21 protein-coding genes and 1 tRNA gene are annotated in these 19,944 nt (G+C 59.1%); 18 read left to right on the top strand and 4 right to left on the bottom strand.

What is annotated here, in order from left to right:
- Position 1: 1 nt before the first annotated feature.
- The 3 genes from SLW74_RS00635 to SLW74_RS00645 form a co-directional block, all read right to left on the bottom strand.
- Positions 2-1,624 (bottom strand): hypothetical protein, encoded by a 1,623-nt coding sequence (locus tag SLW74_RS00635; RefSeq protein WP_410927844.1) that lies wholly within the window; start codon positions 1,622-1,624, stop codon positions 2-4.
- Positions 1,625-1,648: 24 nt separating this feature from the next.
- Positions 1,649-3,097 (bottom strand): OmpA family protein, encoded by a 1,449-nt coding sequence (locus SLW74_RS00640; protein WP_410927845.1) that lies wholly within the window; start codon positions 3,095-3,097, stop codon positions 1,649-1,651.
- Positions 3,098-3,436: 339 nt separating this feature from the next.
- A tRNA-Leu gene (locus SLW74_RS00645) sits at positions 3,437-3,521 on the bottom strand.
- A gap of 108 nt (positions 3,522-3,629) precedes the next feature.
- Here SLW74_RS00645 and queA point away from each other — a divergent pair.
- From queA to SLW74_RS00675, 6 genes are all read left to right on the top strand, one after another.
- On the top strand, positions 3,630-4,709 hold the full coding sequence (gene queA, locus SLW74_RS00650; protein WP_065990039.1) for a tRNA preQ1(34) S-adenosylmethionine ribosyltransferase-isomerase QueA: 1,080 nt from the start codon (positions 3,630-3,632) through the stop codon (positions 4,707-4,709).
- Positions 4,710-4,723: 14 nt separating this feature from the next.
- Positions 4,724-5,839, top strand: a complete 1,116-nt coding sequence (gene tgt / locus SLW74_RS00655; RefSeq protein WP_167355804.1) for a tRNA guanosine(34) transglycosylase Tgt — start codon at positions 4,724-4,726, stop codon at positions 5,837-5,839.
- A gap of 53 nt (positions 5,840-5,892) precedes the next feature.
- A complete protein-coding gene (gene yajC / locus SLW74_RS00660) occupies positions 5,893-6,231 on the top strand; it encodes a preprotein translocase subunit YajC (protein WP_037012510.1) in 339 nt (112 codons plus the stop codon).
- Positions 6,232-6,293: 62 nt separating this feature from the next.
- Positions 6,294-8,162 (top strand): protein translocase subunit SecD, encoded by a 1,869-nt coding sequence (secD, locus tag SLW74_RS00665; protein WP_065990037.1) that lies wholly within the window; start codon positions 6,294-6,296, stop codon positions 8,160-8,162.
- A gap of 9 nt (positions 8,163-8,171) precedes the next feature.
- Positions 8,172-9,083: a protein translocase subunit SecF gene (secF, locus tag SLW74_RS00670; RefSeq protein ID WP_296308330.1), complete on the top strand. Its 912-nt coding sequence runs from the start codon at positions 8,172-8,174 to the stop codon at positions 9,081-9,083.
- Positions 9,084-9,201: 118 nt separating this feature from the next.
- Entirely contained in the window at positions 9,202-9,747 is a 546-nt protein-coding gene (locus SLW74_RS00675; RefSeq protein WP_065990034.1) for a glycine zipper 2TM domain-containing protein, read from the top strand.
- 118 nt (positions 9,748-9,865) lie between these two features.
- Here the strand turns inward: SLW74_RS00675 and suhB are convergent, their stop codons facing one another.
- Positions 9,866-10,681 (bottom strand): inositol-phosphate phosphatase, encoded by an 816-nt coding sequence (gene suhB / locus SLW74_RS00680; RefSeq protein ID WP_410927846.1) that lies wholly within the window; start codon positions 10,679-10,681, stop codon positions 9,866-9,868.
- 235 nt (positions 10,682-10,916) lie between these two features.
- On the opposite strand from suhB, the gene trmJ reads away from it, so the two are divergent.
- The 12 genes from trmJ to rlmN all read left to right on the top strand — a co-directional run bounded on the left by trmJ (position 10,917) and on the right by rlmN (position 19,926).
- On the top strand, positions 10,917-11,690 hold the full coding sequence (gene trmJ, locus SLW74_RS00685) for a tRNA (cytosine(32)/uridine(32)-2'-O)-methyltransferase TrmJ (protein ID WP_065990030.1): 774 nt from the start codon (positions 10,917-10,919) through the stop codon (positions 11,688-11,690).
- The gene (gene cysE, locus SLW74_RS00690) at positions 11,690-12,472 is read left to right on the top strand and encodes a serine O-acetyltransferase (protein ID WP_296308333.1); all 783 of its coding nucleotides are present in this window, start codon (positions 11,690-11,692) and stop codon (positions 12,470-12,472) included. The genes trmJ and cysE overlap by 1 nt, the downstream gene beginning before the upstream one ends.
- A 166-nt stretch (positions 12,473-12,638) precedes the next feature.
- Positions 12,639-13,130 (top strand): Fe-S cluster assembly transcriptional regulator IscR, encoded by a 492-nt coding sequence (gene iscR, locus SLW74_RS00695; protein WP_065990026.1) that lies wholly within the window; start codon positions 12,639-12,641, stop codon positions 13,128-13,130.
- Between the two features lie 44 nt (positions 13,131-13,174).
- Positions 13,175-14,389 carry an IscS subfamily cysteine desulfurase gene (locus SLW74_RS00700; RefSeq protein ID WP_065990024.1) on the top strand — a complete coding sequence of 405 codons (1,215 nt, stop codon included), beginning with the start codon at positions 13,175-13,177 and terminating at the stop codon, positions 14,387-14,389.
- Positions 14,390-14,475: 86 nt separating this feature from the next.
- Positions 14,476-14,862 (top strand): Fe-S cluster assembly scaffold IscU, encoded by a 387-nt coding sequence (gene iscU, locus SLW74_RS00705; RefSeq protein WP_062383507.1) that lies wholly within the window; start codon positions 14,476-14,478, stop codon positions 14,860-14,862.
- Between the two features lie 51 nt (positions 14,863-14,913).
- Positions 14,914-15,237, top strand: a complete 324-nt coding sequence (iscA, locus tag SLW74_RS00710) for an iron-sulfur cluster assembly protein IscA (protein WP_065990022.1) — start codon at positions 14,914-14,916, stop codon at positions 15,235-15,237.
- 8 nt (positions 15,238-15,245) lie between these two features.
- The gene (gene hscB / locus SLW74_RS00715; RefSeq protein ID WP_065990020.1) at positions 15,246-15,764 is read left to right on the top strand and encodes a co-chaperone HscB; all 519 of its coding nucleotides are present in this window, start codon (positions 15,246-15,248) and stop codon (positions 15,762-15,764) included.
- Positions 15,765-15,812: 48 nt separating this feature from the next.
- Positions 15,813-17,675 carry a Fe-S protein assembly chaperone HscA gene (hscA, locus tag SLW74_RS00720; RefSeq protein ID WP_410927847.1) on the top strand — a complete coding sequence of 621 codons (1,863 nt, stop codon included), beginning with the start codon at positions 15,813-15,815 and terminating at the stop codon, positions 17,673-17,675.
- Between the two features lie 3 nt (positions 17,676-17,678).
- On the top strand, positions 17,679-18,020 hold the full coding sequence (gene fdx / locus SLW74_RS00725) for an ISC system 2Fe-2S type ferredoxin (protein ID WP_065990018.1): 342 nt from the start codon (positions 17,679-17,681) through the stop codon (positions 18,018-18,020).
- Between the two features lie 13 nt (positions 18,021-18,033).
- The gene (iscX, locus tag SLW74_RS00730) at positions 18,034-18,234 is read left to right on the top strand and encodes a Fe-S cluster assembly protein IscX (RefSeq protein ID WP_192132319.1); all 201 of its coding nucleotides are present in this window, start codon (positions 18,034-18,036) and stop codon (positions 18,232-18,234) included.
- A gap of 90 nt (positions 18,235-18,324) precedes the next feature.
- Positions 18,325-18,750, top strand: coding sequence for a nucleoside-diphosphate kinase (ndk, locus tag SLW74_RS00735; protein WP_007916882.1), 426 nt, complete (start codon positions 18,325-18,327; stop codon positions 18,748-18,750).
- A gap of 27 nt (positions 18,751-18,777) precedes the next feature.
- Positions 18,778-19,926: a 23S rRNA (adenine(2503)-C(2))-methyltransferase RlmN gene (gene rlmN, locus SLW74_RS00740; protein ID WP_410927848.1), complete on the top strand. Its 1,149-nt coding sequence runs from the start codon at positions 18,778-18,780 to the stop codon at positions 19,924-19,926.
- Positions 19,927-19,944 lie beyond the last annotated feature (18 nt).

Below are 19,944 nucleotides of genomic sequence, written 5' to 3' on the forward strand. Positions count from 1 at the left end.
ATCACTGCTCCTGACGTGTTTGAGTGGCTTTTGCAGCCATGCGTTGCAGCTTCTGGACTTTCTTCAACTGTTCGACAGTGACTTCGTACTTGCCGGCAAGAAATGCCAGTTCGTCATCGTCGAAGTCATTGAGGTCGTCGAAGTTGTCCGGGTCGAGTGCGACTGTAGGCTTGAGCGCAATCGGGGTCGCTTCTGAAGCGGCAGCAGGCGTAGCCATTGCCAACTCGGCCGCCGCCGATTGAGTGACAGCCGATTTTGCCCTCGCACGCTCGTGAGCCTGGTCTGCACTCCGTTGCTCCCGGCTGAGACGGTCTTGCTCCAGGCGGCTGTCATCGCTCTTGCGGAAACCTTCGTGGCGCTTGGTGACATATGTATCGAAGTTACGGTGACCAAATCCTTTGAGCAAATGCTCTCGCTCATGGCCTGAGGTGGTAATGCGGTTGGCCAGTCGACTTTGTAAGGCTGTCAGTTTGGCCTGCGCATCACGGGCGACATGTTCGCGAAGATTCTGATAGTGAGCAGCAAACTCTTCGGCGTTATTGAACCCACGCGTGTATTGCCACGCTTGCCCCGATTGTTTCCCCGCGAAGGAGAATCGATTGGACAGCACGATGCCCACGCCCTGAATGCCCAGGAATATGACCGAAAGAATAATGTAAGTCGTCAGCGACGCAGCGCGGATGGCCTCCATTTTGTCGTGCGCCGAGGTCTGATCGGCAGTCTGGTTTTCCTGCGCGCTTTCAGCCGGCAACTCGAATGGCGAATCCGGCAGTTTGGTGTTGCCCGACTGAGTCTGGCTGAAGGCATCCGGGTTGCTGACCAAATCAACTTCCATCGATTTGAGGCTGTAGTTACGGATGACAAAGGCACCAATCGCAATCGCCAGCACATAAATCAGGCAGACCGTGGTCCACGTGTATTTAGGCGTGACCCGTGCGTTGTGGTCAGTGCGGTTAAGCACTTTAAGGTAATTGGGTTCGTCGTCGTCGCGGTAGGTATTGTCGATATCGACTTTGGTGTCCGCCTCCAGATCCCTCGGCGTGCGCGACTGTTCATACCAAGTGCGAATCTTGGTAATCAGGCTGCTGTGGTGCATCTCACGGCCTGCCATCTCGGTGAAGAATACCGCGGCGACAGAGAGCAGAAAGGCAGTGAACCATGCCAGCATGCCAGCGACATTGGCGGATATGTTCTGCACCATGAACGGCGCAAGGACGTAGGCAAAACCAACGGCTTCGAAGAAGATCAGGCCGATAATCAGCATCCACATGAAGAAGCCTTTCTCCCGTCGACCGGTCTCGTGAACCTTGTTCAGGTAATCACGGCACTTGTCATAATAGTCCGGGCTTTTGTTGAAACCTCGGTAGTACGAGTAATAGTCGGCACACAGGCGTGATTCGCTGTCCATCCAACCATCTGCTTCAGTGATAGGCGGCTTTCTGCTCAAGCTGCTGATTCGACCCACGAGCGGCAGGGCGTACGCCACGTTCATATAGAAGTAGCTGACTTTCGACCACCAGATCCTGATGGCGACCAGAAGCACCAACGTGCTCAGGATCAAACCCACTGCCACGCGGTGCATTACAAGAAAAGCGGTCAGGGCGTCCATTGAAAACTGTTCCATGTTGTTCCTCGAGCGTTACGGACTTCAGGTGCGAATAGGGACGAATTTAGCGACGTAGCTCTCGCCGGTTTTGTCATAGAACAACTTGCCGTCCACTGCCTTGCCGCCGTTCTTGTCCAGAACAATGTCCATGCAGTTCACCGGCGCCTGAGCGTCGTCGATGAACACGCGATAGAGCACGGTGTCCTGGCCTTCGAAAGTGTTGGCAACAGCAGCGAGGGTGGTCGCTTTGCCTTTCTTGTTCTGTTCGTAGCCTTTAACCAGTTGGATACGAGGCTGCTTGGCAATCTCTGCGTTGTTGCGCAGCACGGCGATTGGCGTGATGGTCACCAGATTGCCGTTGACGTTGTTGGCCCAGACTCTGCCGTTGTAACCCGGCAGGTAATCGGTGGTCTCGTGCTCGGCCAGTTCTTGTCCGCTCGCAAGATTTTTCACCGCGCCGGCAACCCGTGGGCGATCGGCTTCACAGCTCGCGACCGGCACGCTTGCGTTGGCTTTGCTGATCAGCGTGAAGCCCGTGGACTCCATGGGTTTGACCAGGCGGGCCAGTTGATTGACATCCGAGCTGGCGGGGCTTCCGCCGAAATCGATGAAGTTTGGGGCCAGCGCGGCAACCGGCTGCTCGGCAGATTTTTTCGGCGCCTCAGCCTGGGGGGCAGACGCAGCGACTTTGGCTTTGGGCGGGGATTGATTGCGAGTGCCATGGGCCAGGTAGCGCGGGTTGCTGCGCTCCTGTTTAACGCGTTGTTCCAGCAGCGCCGTGGACTCCAGTTGGACGATTTCGACACGGCGATTCTGGGCGCGCCCTTCGGTGGTGGTGTTATCGGCCAAGGGACGGGCTGCGCCTACACCCTGGAAGTACAGACTCTGAGCGGAAATACCGGCCTCCGCCAGGACTTTGCCGACACTGCGCGCACGACGCTCGGACAGTTGCTGATTGAAGTCTGCGGAGCCGGTCGCGTCGGTATGCCCCACCACCAAAACCGCTTGCGGCTGAGCGTTGGACTGGCCTTGCGCCGGCTTGAACGCGTTGGCGAGCTTGCGCACCTGACGCAGGCCATCGGCTGTCAGTTGGTCGCTGCCCGTGGGAAACATGCCCTGATCTTCGACCTGGGCAACAATGCCCGCGTCCGCCATCACGGCAGGTTTGCCATTCTGCGCGGGGGCCTGTGCCTGCAGCGTGTCGATCTGCATTTTCAGGTGTTCTTCCTGCGCGATGCGCTGCAGTTCCTGCTGACGGTTCTGCCAGACATGGCCCACTGCGCAACCCGCTGCACCGCCGACCACACCGCCTGCGACGGCTTTGCCAGCATTACCCGTGGCGGCGTAGATCAAACCCGCGCCGAGCAATGCCCCACCTGCGCACCCTATCGCCGTGCCGTAATCACGGCCGGCCTGATCGAACGTGGCGCAACTGCTCAGCGTCACTGCCAGTGCCAGCACCGTCAGCTTGCCGGGATGAAAAGACTTCAATGCGTACGCTCCTTGTGAGACTGCGAAAGGCGCACGGACGTGATGACCGGGCGCAATCGCCTGTCTTCGTCCGTGATGAAAAGCCTTCAATGGATCCGATTTCTCAGGCGGTGGATTTCACCACAGCGGGGCAGGGGATTCAATGTCAAAGGGCCATTCCCGTTTGGTTTTGGGAATTTTTGCTGAGGGGATCAGCTTAGGCTGGCGATGTGCTGAGGATGGGGGTGATTGATGCTGATGCTTAACCGTTTAGTAAATGCCGCCCACAAAAAAACCGGCTCAAATCTGGCCGGTTTTTCTGTGCTCCAAGTCACGTAACCACTTGAAGGTGTTGCTGTTTGGTGCCCCGAGGGAGAATCGAACTCCCACTTCTTTCGAAAACGGATTTTGAATCCGCCGCGTCTACCAATTCCGCCATCAGGGCTCAATGGCGGCGAAGTATAGAGACGAGCCTACCGTTGGTCAATCATGTTTCATGGTCAATTTTCACTTATTCCGCTAAACTTCCCGGCCCTGCTAGACGAACCCCATCATGCGTGTCGCTGACTTTACCTTCGAGCTCCCGGATTCATTGATCGCTCGCCATCCTCTGGCGGAGCGACGCAGCAGCCGTTTGCTGACCCTCGACGGGCCAAGCGGCGCGCTGGCACACCGCCAATTCACTGATTTGCTGGAGCATTTGCGCCCTGGCGATCTGATGGTCTTCAACAATACCCGGGTGATTCCGGCGCGGCTGTTCGGGCAAAAAGCCTCGGGCGGTAAGCTGGAAATCCTCGTTGAGCGCGTTCTCGATCAGCACCGTGTGCTGGCCCATGTGCGCTCCAGCAAGTCGCCCAAGCCGGGTTCGACGATTCTCATCGATGGCGGTGGCGAGGCCGAGATGGTCGCGCGCCATGATGCGTTGTTCGAGCTGCGCTTCGCCGAGCCGGTGCTGCCGCTGCTCGAGCGCGTCGGGCACATGCCGTTGCCTCCTTATATAGACCGCCCGGACGACGATGCCGACCGCGAGCGCTATCAGACCGTGTACGCCCAGCGCGCCGGTGCTGTGGCGGCGCCGACGGCAGGTCTGCATTTCGATCAGACCATGATGGCCGCGATTGCCGAGAAGGGCGTCGAGACCGCATTCGTGACGCTGCACGTCGGCGCCGGGACATTCCAGCCGGTGCGCGTTGAGCGCATTGAAGATCACCACATGCACAACGAGTGGCTTGAAGTCACTCAGGACGTGGTCGACGCCGTGGCCGCTTGCCGCGCACGCGGTGGTCGGGTGATCGCCGTGGGCACGACCAGCGTGCGTTCGCTGGAAAGTGCCGCGCGCGATGGCGTGCTCAAGCCCTTCAGCGGCGACACCGATATCTTTATCTACCCGGGCCGACCGTTCCATGTGGTCGATGCGCTGGTTACCAACTTCCATTTGCCGGAATCGACGCTGTTGATGCTGGTCTCGGCATTCGCCGGTTATCCCGAAACCATGGCGGCCTACGCGGCTGCGGTGGAGCACGGTTACCGCTTCTTCAGTTACGGGGATGCCATGTTCATCACCCGCAATCCCGCGCCGACCGCTCCCGGGGAATCAACCCCGACGGACTCGGCCCCAGAGGATCACGCATGAGTCGCACCTGTCGTATGTCTTTTGAGCTGCTGGCCACCGATGGCAAAGCGCGTCGCGGTCGCCTGACCTTTCCTCGCGGCGTTGTCGAAACGCCTGCGTTCATGCCGGTCGGCACCTACGGCACGGTCAAGGGGATGCTGCCTCGAGACATCGAGGCCACCGGCGCTCAGATGATCCTCGGCAACACCTTCCACCTGTGGCTGCGTCCGGGTACTGAAGTCATCAAGGGCCACGGCGACCTTCACGATTTCATGCAGTGGAAAGGACCGATTCTGACCGACTCCGGCGGTTTTCAGGTGTTCAGCCTGGGCGCGATGCGTAAGATCAAGGAGGAGGGCGTGACCTTCGCCTCTCCAGTTGACGGCGCAAAAGTGTTCATGGGGCCTGAAGAATCGATGCAGGTTCAGCGCGACCTCGGTTCCGACGTCGTGATGATCTTTGACGAATGCACGCCGTATCCTGCGGACGAAGAAGTTGCGCGCACCTCCATGGAGCTGTCGCTGCGCTGGGCCAAGCGCTCCAAGATCGCCCACGGCGAAAACACCGCGGCGCTGTTCGGCATCGTTCAGGGCGGCATGCACGAGAACCTGCGCATGCGCTCGCTCGAAGGCTTGAGTGAGCTCGACTTTGACGGCCTGGCGATTGGCGGCCTGTCGGTCGGCGAGCCCAAGGACGAGATGATCAAGGTCCTGGACTACCTGCCGGGCCGCATGCCGGCTGACAAACCTCGTTACCTTATGGGTGTAGGCAAGCCCGAGGACCTGGTTGAAGGTGTCCGCCGCGGCGTCGACATGTTCGACTGCGTGATGCCTACGCGCAATGCGCGCAACGGTCATCTGTTCATCGATACCGGTGTTCTGAAAATCCGTAATGCGTTTCATCGTTACGATGAGTCGCCGCTGGATCCGACCTGCGATTGCTACACCTGCAAAAACTTCTCCCGCGCCTATCTGCACCACCTGGACAAGTGCGGCGAAATGCTGGGTAGCATGCTCAATACGATCCACAATTTGCGTCATTACCAGCTGCTTATGGCTGGTTTGCGCGAGGCTATTCAACAAGGTACATTGGCCGCCTTTGTCGACACGTTCTATGCCAAACGCGGGCTTGTGACGCCGTTACTGGACTGAGCGAAATCCGGTCTTTCGCTTCCTATTATTAAAATATGCAACTGGAGTGTTAAATGAGCTTTTTCATCTCTTCCGCTTTCGCGGATGCGGCTGCCCCTGCTGCTGCAGGCCCTATGGGCGGCGGTTTCGAGTGGATTTTCCTGGTCGGCTTTCTGGTCATCTTCTATCTGATGATCTGGCGTCCACAGGCCAAGCGCGCCAAAGAGCAAAAGAACTTGCTGGGCAACTTGCAGAAGGGTGATGAAGTCGTCACTACCGGCGGTATCGCAGGCAAGATCAACAAAGTGACTGATGACTTCGTTGTTATCGAAGTGTCCGACACCGTAGAGCTGAAAATCCAGAAGGGCGCAATCGCTGCCACCCTGCCCAAGGGCACTCTGAAAGCCATCTGATTCCAGTCTTTTACCAATCGACGGGGCGCGCAAGGCGCCCCGCGTTATAAGCAGGCGGCGTGATGTTGAACAAATACCCTCTGTGGAAATACATCCTGATCCTGGCAGTGCTGGTGATTGGTTTTATTTATTCCGCACCCAATCTCTACCCTGATGACCCGGCTATCCAAGTCACGGGCGCAAGCACTGCGCTGCAGGTCAATCAGGCTGATCTGGATCGCGTAAGCAAGGCGCTTACCGATGCTGGCATCGCGGTCAAGGGCGCTTCTCTGGCCGAGAATGGCAAGGGCGGTTTGTTGCGTCTGACCAAACAGGAAGACCAGCTGCCAGCCAAAGATGTCGCACGCAAGGCGCTGGGCGACGATTACGTTGTCGCGCTCAACCTGGCTCAGACCACGCCAAAATGGCTGCGCAGCATTGGCGCTACGCCGATGAAGCTGGGTCTCGACCTGTCCGGCGGCGTGCACTTCCTGCTTGAAGTCGACATGGACAAAGCGCTCAGTGCGCGTCTGAATGTCTATGAAGGCGAAGTGAAGAGCCTGCTGCGCAAGGAAAAAGTGCGTTATCGCAGCCTGCCGCAGGACAACGGCGCCATCCAGCTGGGCTTCAGCGATGCTGATACCCGCGAACAGGCCCGTGCGCTGATCCGCAAGGACTACACTGATTTCGATATCACCACGAGCGATCGCGGCGAGATGCCGATCCTGCGTCTGGCCATGACGCCGGCCAAGATCGCTGAAATCCGCGAATACTCGATCAAGCAAAACCTGACCACCGTGCGTAACCGGGTCAACGAGCTGGGCGTCGCCGAGCCGCTGGTTCAGCGTCAGGGCGCCAACCGCATCGTGGTCGAGCTGCCAGGTGTTCAGGACACCGCCGAAGCCAAGCGTATCCTCGGCAAGACGGCCAACCTTGAGTTCCGTCTGGGCGCAGGCCCCGACGACAGCAAAGCCACCACCGAGATGTTCGAATTCCGCGAAGGCGGTCGTCCTGCGGCGCCGGTCGAGCGTGGTCTGATCATCACCGGTGACCAGGTGACCGACGCCAAGGCCGGCTTCGACGAGCACGGCCGTCCTCAGGTGAACATCAAGCTGGACGGCCATGGTGGCGATCTGATGAGCCGCGCGACCCGCGCGAACGTTGGTCGCAGCATGGCGGTGATCTTCATCGAGCAGAAGCCGACCACCACCTACACCAAGCAAATGGTCAACGGCGTCGAAAAAGACGTGCCGGTCCAGACGTTCAAGGAAGAGAAGAAGATCATCAGTCTGGCGACCATTCAGTCGCCGCTGGGTGCTCAATTCCGCATCACCGGCCTGAACGGCGCAGGTGAGTCGTCCGAGCTGGCGCTGCTGCTGCGTGCCGGTGGTCTGGCTGCACCCATGTACTTCGCAGAAGAGCGCACCATCGGCCCGAGCCTGGGTGCCGACAACATCACCAAGGGTATCGATGCATCCCTCTGGGGCATGCTGTTCGTCTCGCTGTTCATCCTCGCCATCTACCGTTTCTTCGGTCTGATCGCGACCGTGGCACTGGCCTTCAACATGGTCATGCTGCTGGCGCTGATGTCGCTGCTGGGTGCAACGCTGACCCTGCCAGGCATCGCCGGTATCGTCTTGACGATGGGTATGGCGGTCGATGCCAACGTGCTGATCTTCTCGCGGATTCGCGAAGAGATCGCCAATGGCATGACGGTTCAGCGTGCAATCAACGAGGGCTTCGACCGCGCGTATACCGCGATCCTCGACGCCAACCTGACGACGCTGCTGGTCGGCGGCATTCTCTTCGCGATGGGCACCGGCCCGGTGAAGGGTTTTGCGGTCACCATGTCCCTCGGGATCTTTACCTCGATGTTCACAGCCATCATGGTGACCCGCGCAATGGTCAACCTGATCTTTGGCGGTCGTGACTTCAAGAAGTTGTGGATTTAAGGGGCTGCCATGAAACGTACGATCAACTTCATGGGCGTTCGCAACATTGCGTTCGCCATTACCATGCTTCTTACCGTTCTGGCGTTGTTCAGCTGGTTCTATAAAGGGCTGAACTTCGGTCTGGATTTCACCGGCGGTACGCTGATCGAGCTGACCTACGAGCGCCCTGCCGATCTGCACAAAGTGCGCGAAGAGCTGGTTACGTCGGGTTATACCGAAGCGGTCGTGCAAAGCTTCGGTGCGACCACCGATCTGCTCGTTCGTATGCCGGGTGAAGACCCGCAGCTGGGCACTCAGGTTGCTGAAGCGCTGCGCAAGACAGGCGCCGATAACCCGGTGACCGTCAAGCGCGTCGAGTTCGTCGGTCCGCAGGTGGGTGAAGAGCTGCGCGACCAGGGTGGCCTCGGGATGCTGTTGGCACTGGGCGGCGTTCTCGTCTACCTGGCTTTCCGTTTCCAGTGGAAGTTCGCGGTGGGGGCGATCATCTCGCTGATCCACGACGTGGTGGTGACGATGGGCATTCTGTCGTTCTTCCAGGTGACCTTCGACCTGACCGTTCTGGCCGCTGTGTTGGCGATCATTGGTTACTCGCTCAACGACACCATCGTGGTATTCGACCGGGTTCGCGAGAACTTCCGTCTGCTGCGCAAGGCTTCGCTGATCGAGAACATCAACATCTCCACCACGCAGACCTTGCTGCGGACCATGGCCACCTCGATCTCCACATTGCTGGCGATCGTCGCGCTGTGGATCTTTGGCGGCGATAGCCTGCACGGGTTCTCGGTGGCACTGTTCATCGGTGTTCTGGCAGGTACGTACTCGTCGATCTACATCGCCAACGTGGTGCTGATCTGGCTGAACCTGCGCAGCGAAGACTTGCTGCCACCGGTCACGGTCGACAAGGTGGATGACCGTCCGTAACCAGTAATGGTAACCGGCCATCACCTGAAAAGGCGCGAGTGTGAACTCGCGCCTTTTTTTGTGCTCCAAGGCTGGGAGTAGCGTGAGGAATCGCGCTGAATATCGTCAGGAGGTTCAAGTGAACAAGTCGTTGCTTATTGGTGCAGTATTGGGTGCCGTCGGTGTTACCGCCGGTGGTGCTTTGGCCACCTATAGCCTCGTAAAACAAAGCGGCCCAGAGTACGCAGACGTACTTGCCGTCGAGCCTGTTAAAGAACAAATCAAAACCCCGCGACAAGTCTGCAAAGACGTTGCAGTCACTCACCGAGCGCCGGTGAAGGACGAGCATCAGATCGTGGGGAGTGTCATCGGTGCCGTAGCCGGTGGCCTGCTCGGCAACCAGGTGGGTGGCGGTAATGGCAAGAAGATTGCCACGGTCGCCGGTGCGGTCGGCGGGGGTTACGCCGGTAACAAGGTTCAGGAAGGCATGCAGAACCGCGACACTTACACCACCACCGAGTCGCGCTGCAATACCGTCAATGACATCAGCGATAAAGTCGTCGGCTACAACGTGAAGTACAAGCTCAACGACAAAGTCGGGCAGGTGCGTATGGATCGCGATCCGGGCAGTCAGATCCCCGTCAACAAGGAAGGTCAGCTGGAGTTGAGCCAAGCGGGCCAGTGATAGCACTAACCGTTCCTCAAAAAAGCACCTTCGGGTGCTTTTTTGTTGCCGGTGTCATGGAACTCAAGGGTACAAAAAAACCGGCACATGGCCGGTTCTCTTGTACAGCGTGCTGGGCTTAACGCTTCAGCGAAGTCGGCACAAATGGAGCGATCGACGTCAGCACTGCTTTGAAGCATTTGGTGTTGCCAGCAACGATGTGACCTTTTTCAAAGAAGTCGTGACCGCCGTTGAAATCGCTGACCAGTCCGCCTGCTTCCTGAATGAGCAGGGCGCCTGCGGCCATGTCCCATTCCGACAGGCCCGATTCCCAGAACGCATCGAAACGGCCCGCAGCCACGTAAGCCAGGTCCAGGCTTGCGGCGCCGGCGCGACGGATACCGGCCGTCTGGCCCACCAGCGAACGGAACATGTTCATGTAGTTATCGAGGTTATCGAGCTGATTCTCGCGGAACGGGAAACCGGTGCCGAGCAGTGCGCCTTCAAGGCTCTTGCGCGGGCTAACGCGCAGACGGCGGCCGTTCAGGGCAGCGCCACGACCACGGCTGGCGGTGAATTCTTCCTGACGGACCGGGTCCAGAACAACGGCGTGTTCCAGGCGACCGCGGTATTTGCACGCGATGCTGACGGCGAAGTGAGGAACGCCACGCACGAAGTTGGTGGTGCCGTCGAGTGGATCGATGATCCAGAGGTAGTCGGTACCTTCGCCGCTGCCTTCATGCAGGCCGCTTTCTTCGCCAAGGATGCCGTGGGTTGGATACGCCTTGCGCAGTGCGGTGATGATGCTCTGCTCGGCGGCGCGATCGATTTCGGTCACGTAATCTTTCGCGTCTTTTTCGTCGACCTTGATGGTATCCAGGCGCTCGATGGAGCGGAAAATCAATTCGCTGGCGCTGCGGGCGGCGCGCAGCGCGATATTCAGCATGGGCTGCATGGATGGATCACCTAGGTCGTTAAAGAGAGCCGGCCATTCTATTGGTTCTCTTGGATGATTTCCAGCGCGAGTGCAGACTTTGCCGCGCGGCCGGTCGGCTTGGCGCGACGAGGTCGGGGGTGCCCTGTCTCCTTTTAGTGGCGTATCCGGCGCGTGAGGCGCAAGGTTCGTGGCGTTGCAGCAAGTGCTTCTGTAACATTCGTCCCCCTTTTCACCTGCTAGCGAGACTTCACCAGTGCTGCAAAAAATTCGTGTCGTCCTGGTCGGTACCAGCCATCCCGGAAATATCGGTGGCGCCGCACGTGCCATGAAAAACATGGGCCTTTCACGTCTGGTGCTGGTTGATCCCGCCATGTTTCCCCACCATGAGGCCGATGCACGGGCGTCTGGCGCGGGCGATATTCTGGAAGGTGCGCAGGTCGTGGCGACGCTGGAAGATGCGCTGGTAGGCTGCAATCTGGTGTTGGGCACTAGCGCCCGGGACCGCCGCATTCCCTGGCCGCTGCTCGACCCTCGTGAAGCGGGCGTCAAAACCGTTGAGCACGCCGCGCTGGGCGAGGAGATCGCACTGGTGTTCGGTCGTGAATACGCCGGCCTCACCAATGAAGAGTTGCAGCGCTGCCATTACCACGTACACATCCCATCGGACCCGGAATTCAGCTCGTTGAATCTGGCCGCCGCTGTGCAGGTGTTGAGTTACGAAACCCGCATGGCCTGGCTCGCGGCCGACGGTCAAGCGAGCAAGGTGGAGAAGTTCGAAGTCAATTCGGTGCGCAGTACCGAGCTGGCGACCATGGATGAGATGGAAAAATTCTATGAGCACCTCCAGTCCACGCTGGTTGCCATTGGCTTCCTTGATCCCGAGAAGCCTCGTCACCTGATGGCGCGGTTACGTCGTCTGTACGGCCGCTCTGCGGTCAATCGATCCGAGATGAGCATCTTGCGCGGCATCCTCACCGAGACCCAGAAAGCGGCCACCGGTGAACCCTATAAGCGGAAGGATCAGTAATGTTCGAGCGTTTGCGGGAAGACATTCAAAGCGTGTTTCATCGTGACCCGGCGGCTCGAAATGCCTTTGAAGTGCTGACCTGCTACCCCGGCATGCACGCGATCTGGCTGCATCGGCTGTCTGGCTGGTTGTGGCGCAACGAACTGAAATGGCCGGCGCGCATGGTCTCCAACTTCGGTCGCTGGCTCACCGGGATAGAGATTCACCCGGGTGCGAAAGTCGGTCGGCGCTTTTTCATCGATCACGGCATGGGCATTGTGATCGGCGAGACCGCCGAGATTGGCGATGACGTGACGCTCTATCAGGGCGTGACCCTGGGCGGCACCAGCTGGAGCAAGGGCAAGCGCCATCCTACTTTGGAGTCCGGCGTGGTTGTCGGCGCGGGCGCCAAGGTGCTCGGACCGTTCACCGTGGGCGCCGGGGCAAAGGTCGGCTCTAATGCGGTGGTGACCAAGCCTGTGCCGGCGGGTGCAACGGTGGTGGGCATTCCGGGGCGTATCATCGTCAAGTCTGACGACGAAGCCGAAGCGAAGCGCAAGGCGATCGCCGAAAAGCTCGGCTTCGATGCGTATGGCGTTGGTGAGGACATGCCTGATCCGGTGGCACGCGCGATCGGCCAGTTGCTCGATCACCTGCAAGCGATGGACGTGCGCGTGGAGGACATGGGCAAGGCATTGAAAAGCCTGGGCGGCGAGTATCGCGAAAAAGAACTGCCCGAGCTGCGTCAGGAAGTCTTCGACTGCATGAAAGAGCGTTGCGAGGTTAATGCGCCCCGGGAATAAGTCAGCGCGCGCCCTCAGGTCGAGCATGTGCCAATCCCGGCGTGTTTTGCTATGATGCCGCCGCGCTTTTGCGGGTAATCCCGACTGTTCCGCTGGGTCTTATAGTTGACTTAAATACTCGGGAATAGCATACTCGCCCTCATTCCGAACCTCCGCGGTACACGTCATGCGACTGACTACAAAAGGCCGATACGCTGTCACTGCCATGCTCGACCTGGCATTGCATGCGCAGCATGGGCCAGTGTCCCTGGCCGATATCTCCGAGCGGCAAGGGATTTCCCTTTCCTACCTCGAGCAACTGTTCGCCAAGCTGCGCCGCGGCAATCTGGTCTCCAGCGTGCGTGGGCCCGGCGGCGGTTATCAGCTGGCCCGTCAAATGCAGGGCATTCAGGTGGCGCAGGTGATCGACGCAGTCAACGAGTCGGTTGACGCGACGCGCTGCCAGGGGCTCGGTGATTGCCATGCCGGTGACACCTGTCTGACCCACCACTTGTGGTGTGACCTCAGTCAGCAAATTCACGAGTTTCTAAGTGGCATCAGCCTGGCCGACCTCGTCACTCGCCGTGAAGTGCAAGAAGTCGCCCAACGTCAGGATCTGCGCCGTTGCGGTAGCAAGACGCAGCCACTGGACAAGATTGAAACATCCGCCGTTGAGTGAACGCAGATGAACGCGCGGCGCGCCTGCCCGATAGGAGATATTCAATGAAATTGCCAATTTACCTCGATTATTCCGCGACGACCCCGGTCGACCCGCGTGTTGCGCAGAAAATGAGCGACTGCCTTCTGGTTGATGGCAACTTCGGTAACCCGGCGTCGCGCTCCCACGTGTTTGGCTGGAAGGCCGAAGAAGCGGTCGAGAACGCCCGCCGTCAGGTTGCCGATCTGGTCAATGCCGACCCACGCGAAATCGTCTGGACTTCCGGTGCTACCGAGTCCAACAACCTCGCGATCAAAGGCGCTGCGCATTTCTATGCCTCCAAAGGCAAGCACCTGATTACCAGCAAAATCGAACACAAAGCCGTGCTCGACACCATGCGTCAGCTTGAGCGTGAAGGCTTTGAAGTCACCTATCTCGAACCGACCGAAGATGGCCTGATTACGCCGGCCATGATCGAAGCAGTGATGCGCGACGACACCGTTCTGGTCTCGATCATGCACGTCAACAACGAAATTGGTACGGTCAACGATATCGCTGCCATCGGCGAGATGACCCGTTCCCGCGGTGTGCTCTTCCACGTCGATGCAGCACAGGCTACTGGCAAGGTTGAAATCAACCTGGCCAACCTCAAAGTTGATCTGATGTCGTTCTCGGCCCACAAGACCTACGGTCCGAAGGGTATTGGTGCATTGTGGGTCAGCCGCAAGCCACGTGTTCGCATCGAAGCCGAAATGCACGGTGGCGGTCACGAGCGTGGCATGCGTTCCGGTACGCTGGCGACGCACCAGATCGTCGGTATGGGTGAAGCCTTCCGTGTGGCCAAAGAAGACATGGCTGCCGAGAACGTTCGCATCAAAGCCTTGAGCGATCGCTTCTATCAGCAGGTTGCGCACCTGGAAGAGTTGTACATCAACGGCAGCATGACTGCCCGTGTGCCGCACAACCTCAACCTGAGCTTCAACTATGTAGAGGGCGAGTCGCTGATCATGGCGCTCAAGGACCTGGCGGTTTCGTCCGGCTCCGCGTGCACCTCGGCTTCCCTGGAACCTTCCTACGTGCTGCGCGCCCTGGGCCGTAACGATGAGCTGGCACACAGTTCGATCCGTTTCACCTTCGGTCGCTTCACCACTGAAGAAGAAATCGACTACGCCGCGCAGAAAGTCTGCGAGGCAGTGACCAAGCTGCGCGCCTTGTCGCCGCTGTGGGACATGTTCAAAGACGGCGTCGACATCTCCAAGATCGAGTGGGCGGCGCATTAATTCAAAGTCGCCACACCTGCGGCACTTTGAAAACAGCTTCCGAGTGCCGCGAGAGCGACGTGTTGTAACTGATGAGGAATTGCACCATGGCTTACAGCGAAAAGGTCATTGACCACTACGAGAATCCCCGCAACGTCGGCAAGATGAACGCGGAAGACCCTGATGTCGGCACCGGCATGGTCGGCGCGCCGGCTTGCGGCGACGTCATGCGTCTGCAGATCAAGGTGAACGAGCAGGGCATCATTGAAGACGCCAAGTTCAAAACCTACGGCTGCGGCTCTGCCATCGCGTCGAGCTCCCTGGCCACCGAGTGGATGAAGGGCAAGACTCTGGATGAAGCAGAGACCATCAAAAATACTCAGCTGGCTGAAGAACTGGCCCTGCCGCCAGTGAAAATCCACTGCTCCGTGCTCGCTGAAGACGCCATCAAGGCGGCCGTTCGCGACTACAAGCAGAAGAAAGGCCTGCTCTGAGCAGAGTCTGTTCCGCTGCTTTAAGTAACTTGCGTGAGGTAAGGAGTTCCGATGGCTATCAGCATGACCGAAGCGGCCGCCAACCATGTACGCCGCTCCCTCGATGGGCGCGGCAAGGGTGACGGCATTCGTCTGGGCGTTCGCACGACCGGTTGTTCCGGGCTTGCCTACGTGCTCGAGTTCGTCGATGAGCCGGAAAGCGAAGACACGGTGTTCGAGTATCACGGCGTCAAGGTGATCATCGATCCCAAGAGCCTGGTCTACCTTGACGGCACCGAGCTCGATTTCGTCAAGGAAGGGTTGAACGAAGGCTTCAAGTTCAACAATCCCAACTCGCGCGGTGAATGTGGCTGCGGCGAAAGCTTCAACGTCTGAGGCTTATTGTGGGTACTCCTTGTCACTTTGCTTTATTCGACCTGCAGCCGGGCTTCAATCTGGACCTCGACCTGTTGGCGACGCGTTACCGTGAGCTTGCCCGGAGCGTGCACCCCGACCGTTTTGCCGATGCCCCTGAGGCTGAGCAACGGGTTGCGCTGGAGCGCTCCGCCAGTCTGAACGACGCCTACCAAACGCTCAAGAATGCGCCGAAAAGGGCGCGTTACCTGTTGGCGCTGAAGGGCGAAGTTCCGCTGGAAGTCACTGTGCAGGATCCCGAGTTTCTGATGCAGCAGATGCAATGGCGCGAAGAACTCGAAGATTTGCAGGACGACGCGGATCTGGCGGGTGTTGCGGTATTCAAACGCCGGCTGAAGGTTGCCCAGGAAGAACTGAACGAAAGCTTCGCGGCCTGTTGGGACGATGCTGCACAGCGTGATCAGGCTGAACGGCTGATGCGCCGCATGCAGTTCCTCGACAAGCTCTCCTACGAAGTGCGCCAGCTCGAAGAGCGCCTCGACGATTAACCCCGCGCCGTCCTTCTGGGGCGGCTCGCCAGTGATATCAGAAAAGCAATGGCTCTACTGCAGATCGCCGAACCCGGCCAAGCTCCAAAACCTCATCAGCGTCGCCTGGCTGTCGGGATTGACCTCGGCACCACCAACTCGCTGGTGGCTGCCCTGCGCAGCGGCATCAGTGAGCCGCTCCCCGACGCCAACGGTCAGGTCATCCTGCCGTCCGCCGTTCGCTATCACGCCGATCGTGTCGAAGTAGGCCAGTCGGCCAAGGGTGCGGCCGCGACAGATCCTCTGAATACCATTATTTCCGTCAAGCGCCTCATGGGGCGCGGGATCTCCGACGTGAAGCATTTGGGTGGGCAGTTGCCTTACCGCTTCACCGGTGGGGAATCCCACATGCCGTTCATTGAAACCGTGCAGGGCCCTAAGAGCCCGGTCGAAGTGTCGGCCGACATTCTCAAGGTGCTGCGCCAGCGCGCCGAAGAAACACTGGGTGGCGAACTGGTCGGCGCGGTCATCACCGTTCCCGCCTATTTCGATGACGCTCAGCGTCAGGCCACCAAAGACGCCGCGAAGCTGGCGGGCCTCACCGTCCTGCGCCTGCTCAACGAGCCCACTGCGGCTGCCGTGGCGTACGGGCTGGACCAGAACGCAGAGGGCGTGGTCGCCATTTACGATCTGGGCGGCGGCACCTTCGACATCTCGATCCTGCGCCTCACCGGCGGCGTGTTTGAAGTCATGGCCACCGGTGGCGACAGCGCGCTGGGAGGTGATGATTTCGATCACGCCATCGCAACCTGGATCATTGCTGAAGCCGATCTGTCCGACGACCTCGATCCTGCTGCCCAGCGCCGCTTGATGCAGGCGGCATGTGCGGCGAAGGAATCCCTGACTGACGCCGATTCGGTGAAAGTCGTCCATGGCGAGTGGCAGGGCGTTCTCACCCGCGGCGCATTCGATGCCCTTATCGAGCCGATGATCGCCCGCAGTCTCAAAGCTTGCCGTCGTGCCGTTCGTGATTGCGGCATTGAGCTGGATGAAGTCGAAGCCGTGGTCATGGTGGGCGGTTCCACCCGCGTCCCGCGAGTGCGCGAAGCGGTGGCCGAACTGTTTGGCCGCCAGCCGTTGACCGAGATCGACCCCGATCAGGTAGTCGCCATCGGCGCTGCGATTCAGGCCGATACCTTGGCGGGCAACAAGCGCGATGGCGGCGAGCTGTTGCTGCTCGATGTGATCCCGTTGTCCCTGGGGCTGGAGACCATGGGCGGACTGATGGAGAAGGTCATTCCGCGCAACACCACGATCCCGGTGGCCCGCGCACAGGAGTTCACCACTTATAAGGACGGCCAGTCGGCCATGATGATCCACGTGCTCCAGGGCGAGCGTGAATTGATCAGCGACTGCCGTTCACTGGCGCGTTTTGACCTGCGCGGCATTCCCGCGATGGTCGCCGGCGCTGCGAAAATCCGCGTGACCTTTCAGGTTGACGCCGACGGCCTGCTCAGCGTGTCCGCCCGCGAGCTGGCGTCGGGCGTTGAGTCGAGCATTCAGGTCAAGCCTTCTTATGGCCTGACTGACGGTGAAATCACCCGCATGCTGAAGGATTCGTTCCAGTACGCCAGTGACGACATGGTGGCTCGCGCGCTGCGAGAGCAGCAGGTCGACGCGCAGCGTTTGCTCGAAGCGGTCGAAGGTGCGTTGCAGGCCGATGGCGAACGCTTGCTCGATGCCGAAGAGCGCATGGTGATCGACATGCAGATGGAAGAACTTCGTGAATTGATGAAGGGCGATGACGGTCCGGCCATCGAGCAGCAGACCAAGCGTCTGTCGCAGGTGACAGATGCGTTCGCCGCCCGCCGCCTGGACTCGACGGTGAAAGCCGCGCTGTCAGGGCGCAACCTGAATGAGATTGAGGAATAACTGATGCCGCAGGTTACATTTCTGCCACACGCCGAGCATTGCCCGGACGGGATGGTTGTCGAGGCCGAAGTCGGCAAGTCGATTCTGGAACTCGCCCACGACCACCACATCGAGATCGAAAGCGCATGTGGTGGCGTCTGCGCCTGCACCACCTGCCACTGCATTATTCGTGCGGGCTTCAACTCCCTCGAAGAAGCGGACGAGCTGGAAGAGGACTATCTTGACCGTGCGTGGGGGCTGGAAGCGCAGTCCCGTCTGGCCTGTCAGGCCAAGGTCGGCACCGAAGACCTCACCGTCGAGATCCCGAAATATTCGCTTAACCACGCTGCCGAAGCGCCGCACTGATCGAGAAGCTGTCATGAGTTACGGTTGGAATGACGTACAACGCATCGCTGAAGAACTCGCCGAGACTCACCCCGGCGTTGACCCTTATTCGGTAGGGTTCACCAAGCTGCAACTGATGATCAAGCAGCTCCCGGATTTCGACGACACCTCTGGCCGCGTCGGCGAGAAAGTGCTGGAGGCGGTCCAGACGCTCTGGGCCGGCGAAATCGACTGATCAGATTTGCACGTTAGGCAATAACATCAAACCCGCGTATAATTCGCGGGTTTAATTTTTCGCAATAATCACTGCTTCTGGAGTTACACCATGGCTGTTCAACGTACTTTCTCGATCATCAAGCCTGATGCTGTTGCCAAAAACGTCATCGGCGAAATCACCACCCGTTTCGAAAAAGCCGGTCTGCGCGTTGTCGCTTCGAAACTGAAGCAACTGTCCAAGGCCGAAGCAGAAGGTTTCTACGCTGAGCACAGCGCCCGTGGTTTCTTCGGTGATCTGGTTGCATTCATGATCTCCGGCCCGGTTGTCGTGCAGGTTCTGGAAGGCGAAAACGCTATCGCTCTGAACCGCGAGCTGATGGGCGCTACCAACCCTAAAGAAGCTGCTGCCGGCACCATCCGCGCTGACTTCGCTGATTCCATCGACGCCAACGCTGTTCACGGCTCCGACTCCGAAGCCGCTGCTGCTCGTGAAATCTCGTACTTCTTCGCTGCTACCGAGGTAACCACTCGCTAAGCTATTGCTGCGAGTGAGGGTGAATCCATGACTGAATCAACTGGCAAAATCAACCTGTTGGGTTTGACCCGGCTGGAAATGGAAAAATTCTTCGAGTCTATCGGGGAGAAACGCTTCCGTGCCGGTCAGGTCATGAAGTGGATTCACCACTTTGGCGTCGATAACTTCGACGCCATGACGAATGTCGGCAAGGCCCTGCGCGAAAAGCTGCAGAGCCGTGCCGAAATTCGCGGTCCAGAAGTCGTCAGCGAGGACATCTCCACCGACGGCACCCGTAAATGGGTCGTCCGTGTCGAGTCCGGCAGCTGCGTCGAGACCGTCTATATTCCGCAAGGCAAACGCGGCACGCTGTGTGTCTCGTCGCAGGCGGGCTGTGCGCTGGACTGCAGCTTCTGCTCCACCGGCAAACAAGGCTTCAACAGCAACCTCACCGCCGCCGAAGTCATTGGCCAGGTGTGGATTGCCAACAAATCTTTTGGCAGTGTCCCGGCTACCATCGACCGTGCCATCACCAACGTGGTGATGATGGGGATGGGCGAGCCATTGCTGAACTTCGACAATGTCATTGCCGCCATGCATCTGATGATGGATGACCTGGGGTATGGCATTTCCAAGCGCCGCGTGACGCTGTCCACCTCCGGCGTGGTGCCAATGATCGATGAGCTGTCCAAGCACATCGACGTTTCGCTGGCCCTTTCGTTGCACGCGCCCAATGACGCGCTGCGAAACCAGCTGGTGCCGATCAATAAAAAATACCCTCTGAAGATGCTCCTCGAGTCCTGCCGCAACTACATGGCTGCGCTGGGCGAAAAGCGCGTGCTGACCATCGAGTACACGCTGCTCAAGGACATCAACGACAGGCCTGAGCACGCGATCGAGATGATCGAGCTGCTCAAGGACACGCCGTGCAAGGTCAACCTGATCCCGTTCAACCCGTTTCCGCATTCGGGCTACGAACGCCCCAGCAACAACGCAATCCGTCGTTTCCAGGATCTGCTGCATCAAGCCGGCTTCAACGTCACCGTGCGTACCACGCGCGGTGAGGACATCGATGCTGCCTGCGGCCAGTTGGTCGGGCAGGTCATGGACCGCACCCGTCGCAGCGAGCGCTATATCGCTGTGCGAGAGCTCAGTGCCGATGCCGACGTGGTGCAGGTCGCTTCCGCTCGCAATTGAATGCGAATTTGACTGAGA

It is taken from the genome of Pseudomonas sp. W5-36, from assembly GCF_046540455.1.
In the GTDB taxonomy this organism is placed as follows: domain Bacteria; phylum Pseudomonadota; class Gammaproteobacteria; order Pseudomonadales; family Pseudomonadaceae; genus Aquipseudomonas; species Aquipseudomonas graminis_B.

What these genes read in the sequence shown, in the direction of transcription:
- iscR (WP_065990026.1), top strand. Translation starts at nt 12,639, where the DNA reads ATGCGACTGACTACAAAAGGCCGATACGCTGTCACTGCCATGCTCGAC.
- tgt (WP_167355804.1), top strand. Translation starts at nt 4,724, where the DNA reads ATGTCTTTTGAGCTGCTGGCCACCGATGGCAAAGCGCGTCGCGGTCGC.
- secF (WP_296308330.1), top strand. Translation starts at nt 8,172, where the DNA reads ATGAAACGTACGATCAACTTCATGGGCGTTCGCAACATTGCGTTCGCC.
- fdx (WP_065990018.1), top strand. Translation starts at nt 17,679, where the DNA reads ATGCCGCAGGTTACATTTCTGCCACACGCCGAGCATTGCCCGGACGGG.
- iscA (WP_065990022.1), top strand. Translation starts at nt 14,914, where the DNA reads ATGGCTATCAGCATGACCGAAGCGGCCGCCAACCATGTACGCCGCTCC.
- ndk (WP_007916882.1), top strand. Translation starts at nt 18,325, where the DNA reads ATGGCTGTTCAACGTACTTTCTCGATCATCAAGCCTGATGCTGTTGCC.
- rlmN (WP_410927848.1), top strand. Translation starts at nt 18,778, where the DNA reads ATGACTGAATCAACTGGCAAAATCAACCTGTTGGGTTTGACCCGGCTG.
- SLW74_RS00700 (WP_065990024.1), top strand. Translation starts at nt 13,175, where the DNA reads ATGAAATTGCCAATTTACCTCGATTATTCCGCGACGACCCCGGTCGAC.
- cysE (WP_296308333.1), top strand. Translation starts at nt 11,690, where the DNA reads ATGTTCGAGCGTTTGCGGGAAGACATTCAAAGCGTGTTTCATCGTGAC.
- hscA (WP_410927847.1), top strand. Translation starts at nt 15,813, where the DNA reads ATGGCTCTACTGCAGATCGCCGAACCCGGCCAAGCTCCAAAACCTCAT.
- SLW74_RS00635 (WP_410927844.1), bottom strand. Translation starts at nt 1,624, where the DNA reads ATGGAACAGTTTTCAATGGACGCCCTGACCGCTTTTCTTGTAATGCAC.
- queA (WP_065990039.1), top strand. Translation starts at nt 3,630, where the DNA reads ATGCGTGTCGCTGACTTTACCTTCGAGCTCCCGGATTCATTGATCGCT.
- iscU (WP_062383507.1), top strand. Translation starts at nt 14,476, where the DNA reads ATGGCTTACAGCGAAAAGGTCATTGACCACTACGAGAATCCCCGCAAC.
- iscX (WP_192132319.1), top strand. Translation starts at nt 18,034, where the DNA reads ATGAGTTACGGTTGGAATGACGTACAACGCATCGCTGAAGAACTCGCC.
- suhB (WP_410927846.1), bottom strand. Translation starts at nt 10,681, where the DNA reads ATGCAGCCCATGCTGAATATCGCGCTGCGCGCCGCCCGCAGCGCCAGC.
- yajC (WP_037012510.1), top strand. Translation starts at nt 5,893, where the DNA reads ATGAGCTTTTTCATCTCTTCCGCTTTCGCGGATGCGGCTGCCCCTGCT.
- secD (WP_065990037.1), top strand. Translation starts at nt 6,294, where the DNA reads ATGTTGAACAAATACCCTCTGTGGAAATACATCCTGATCCTGGCAGTG.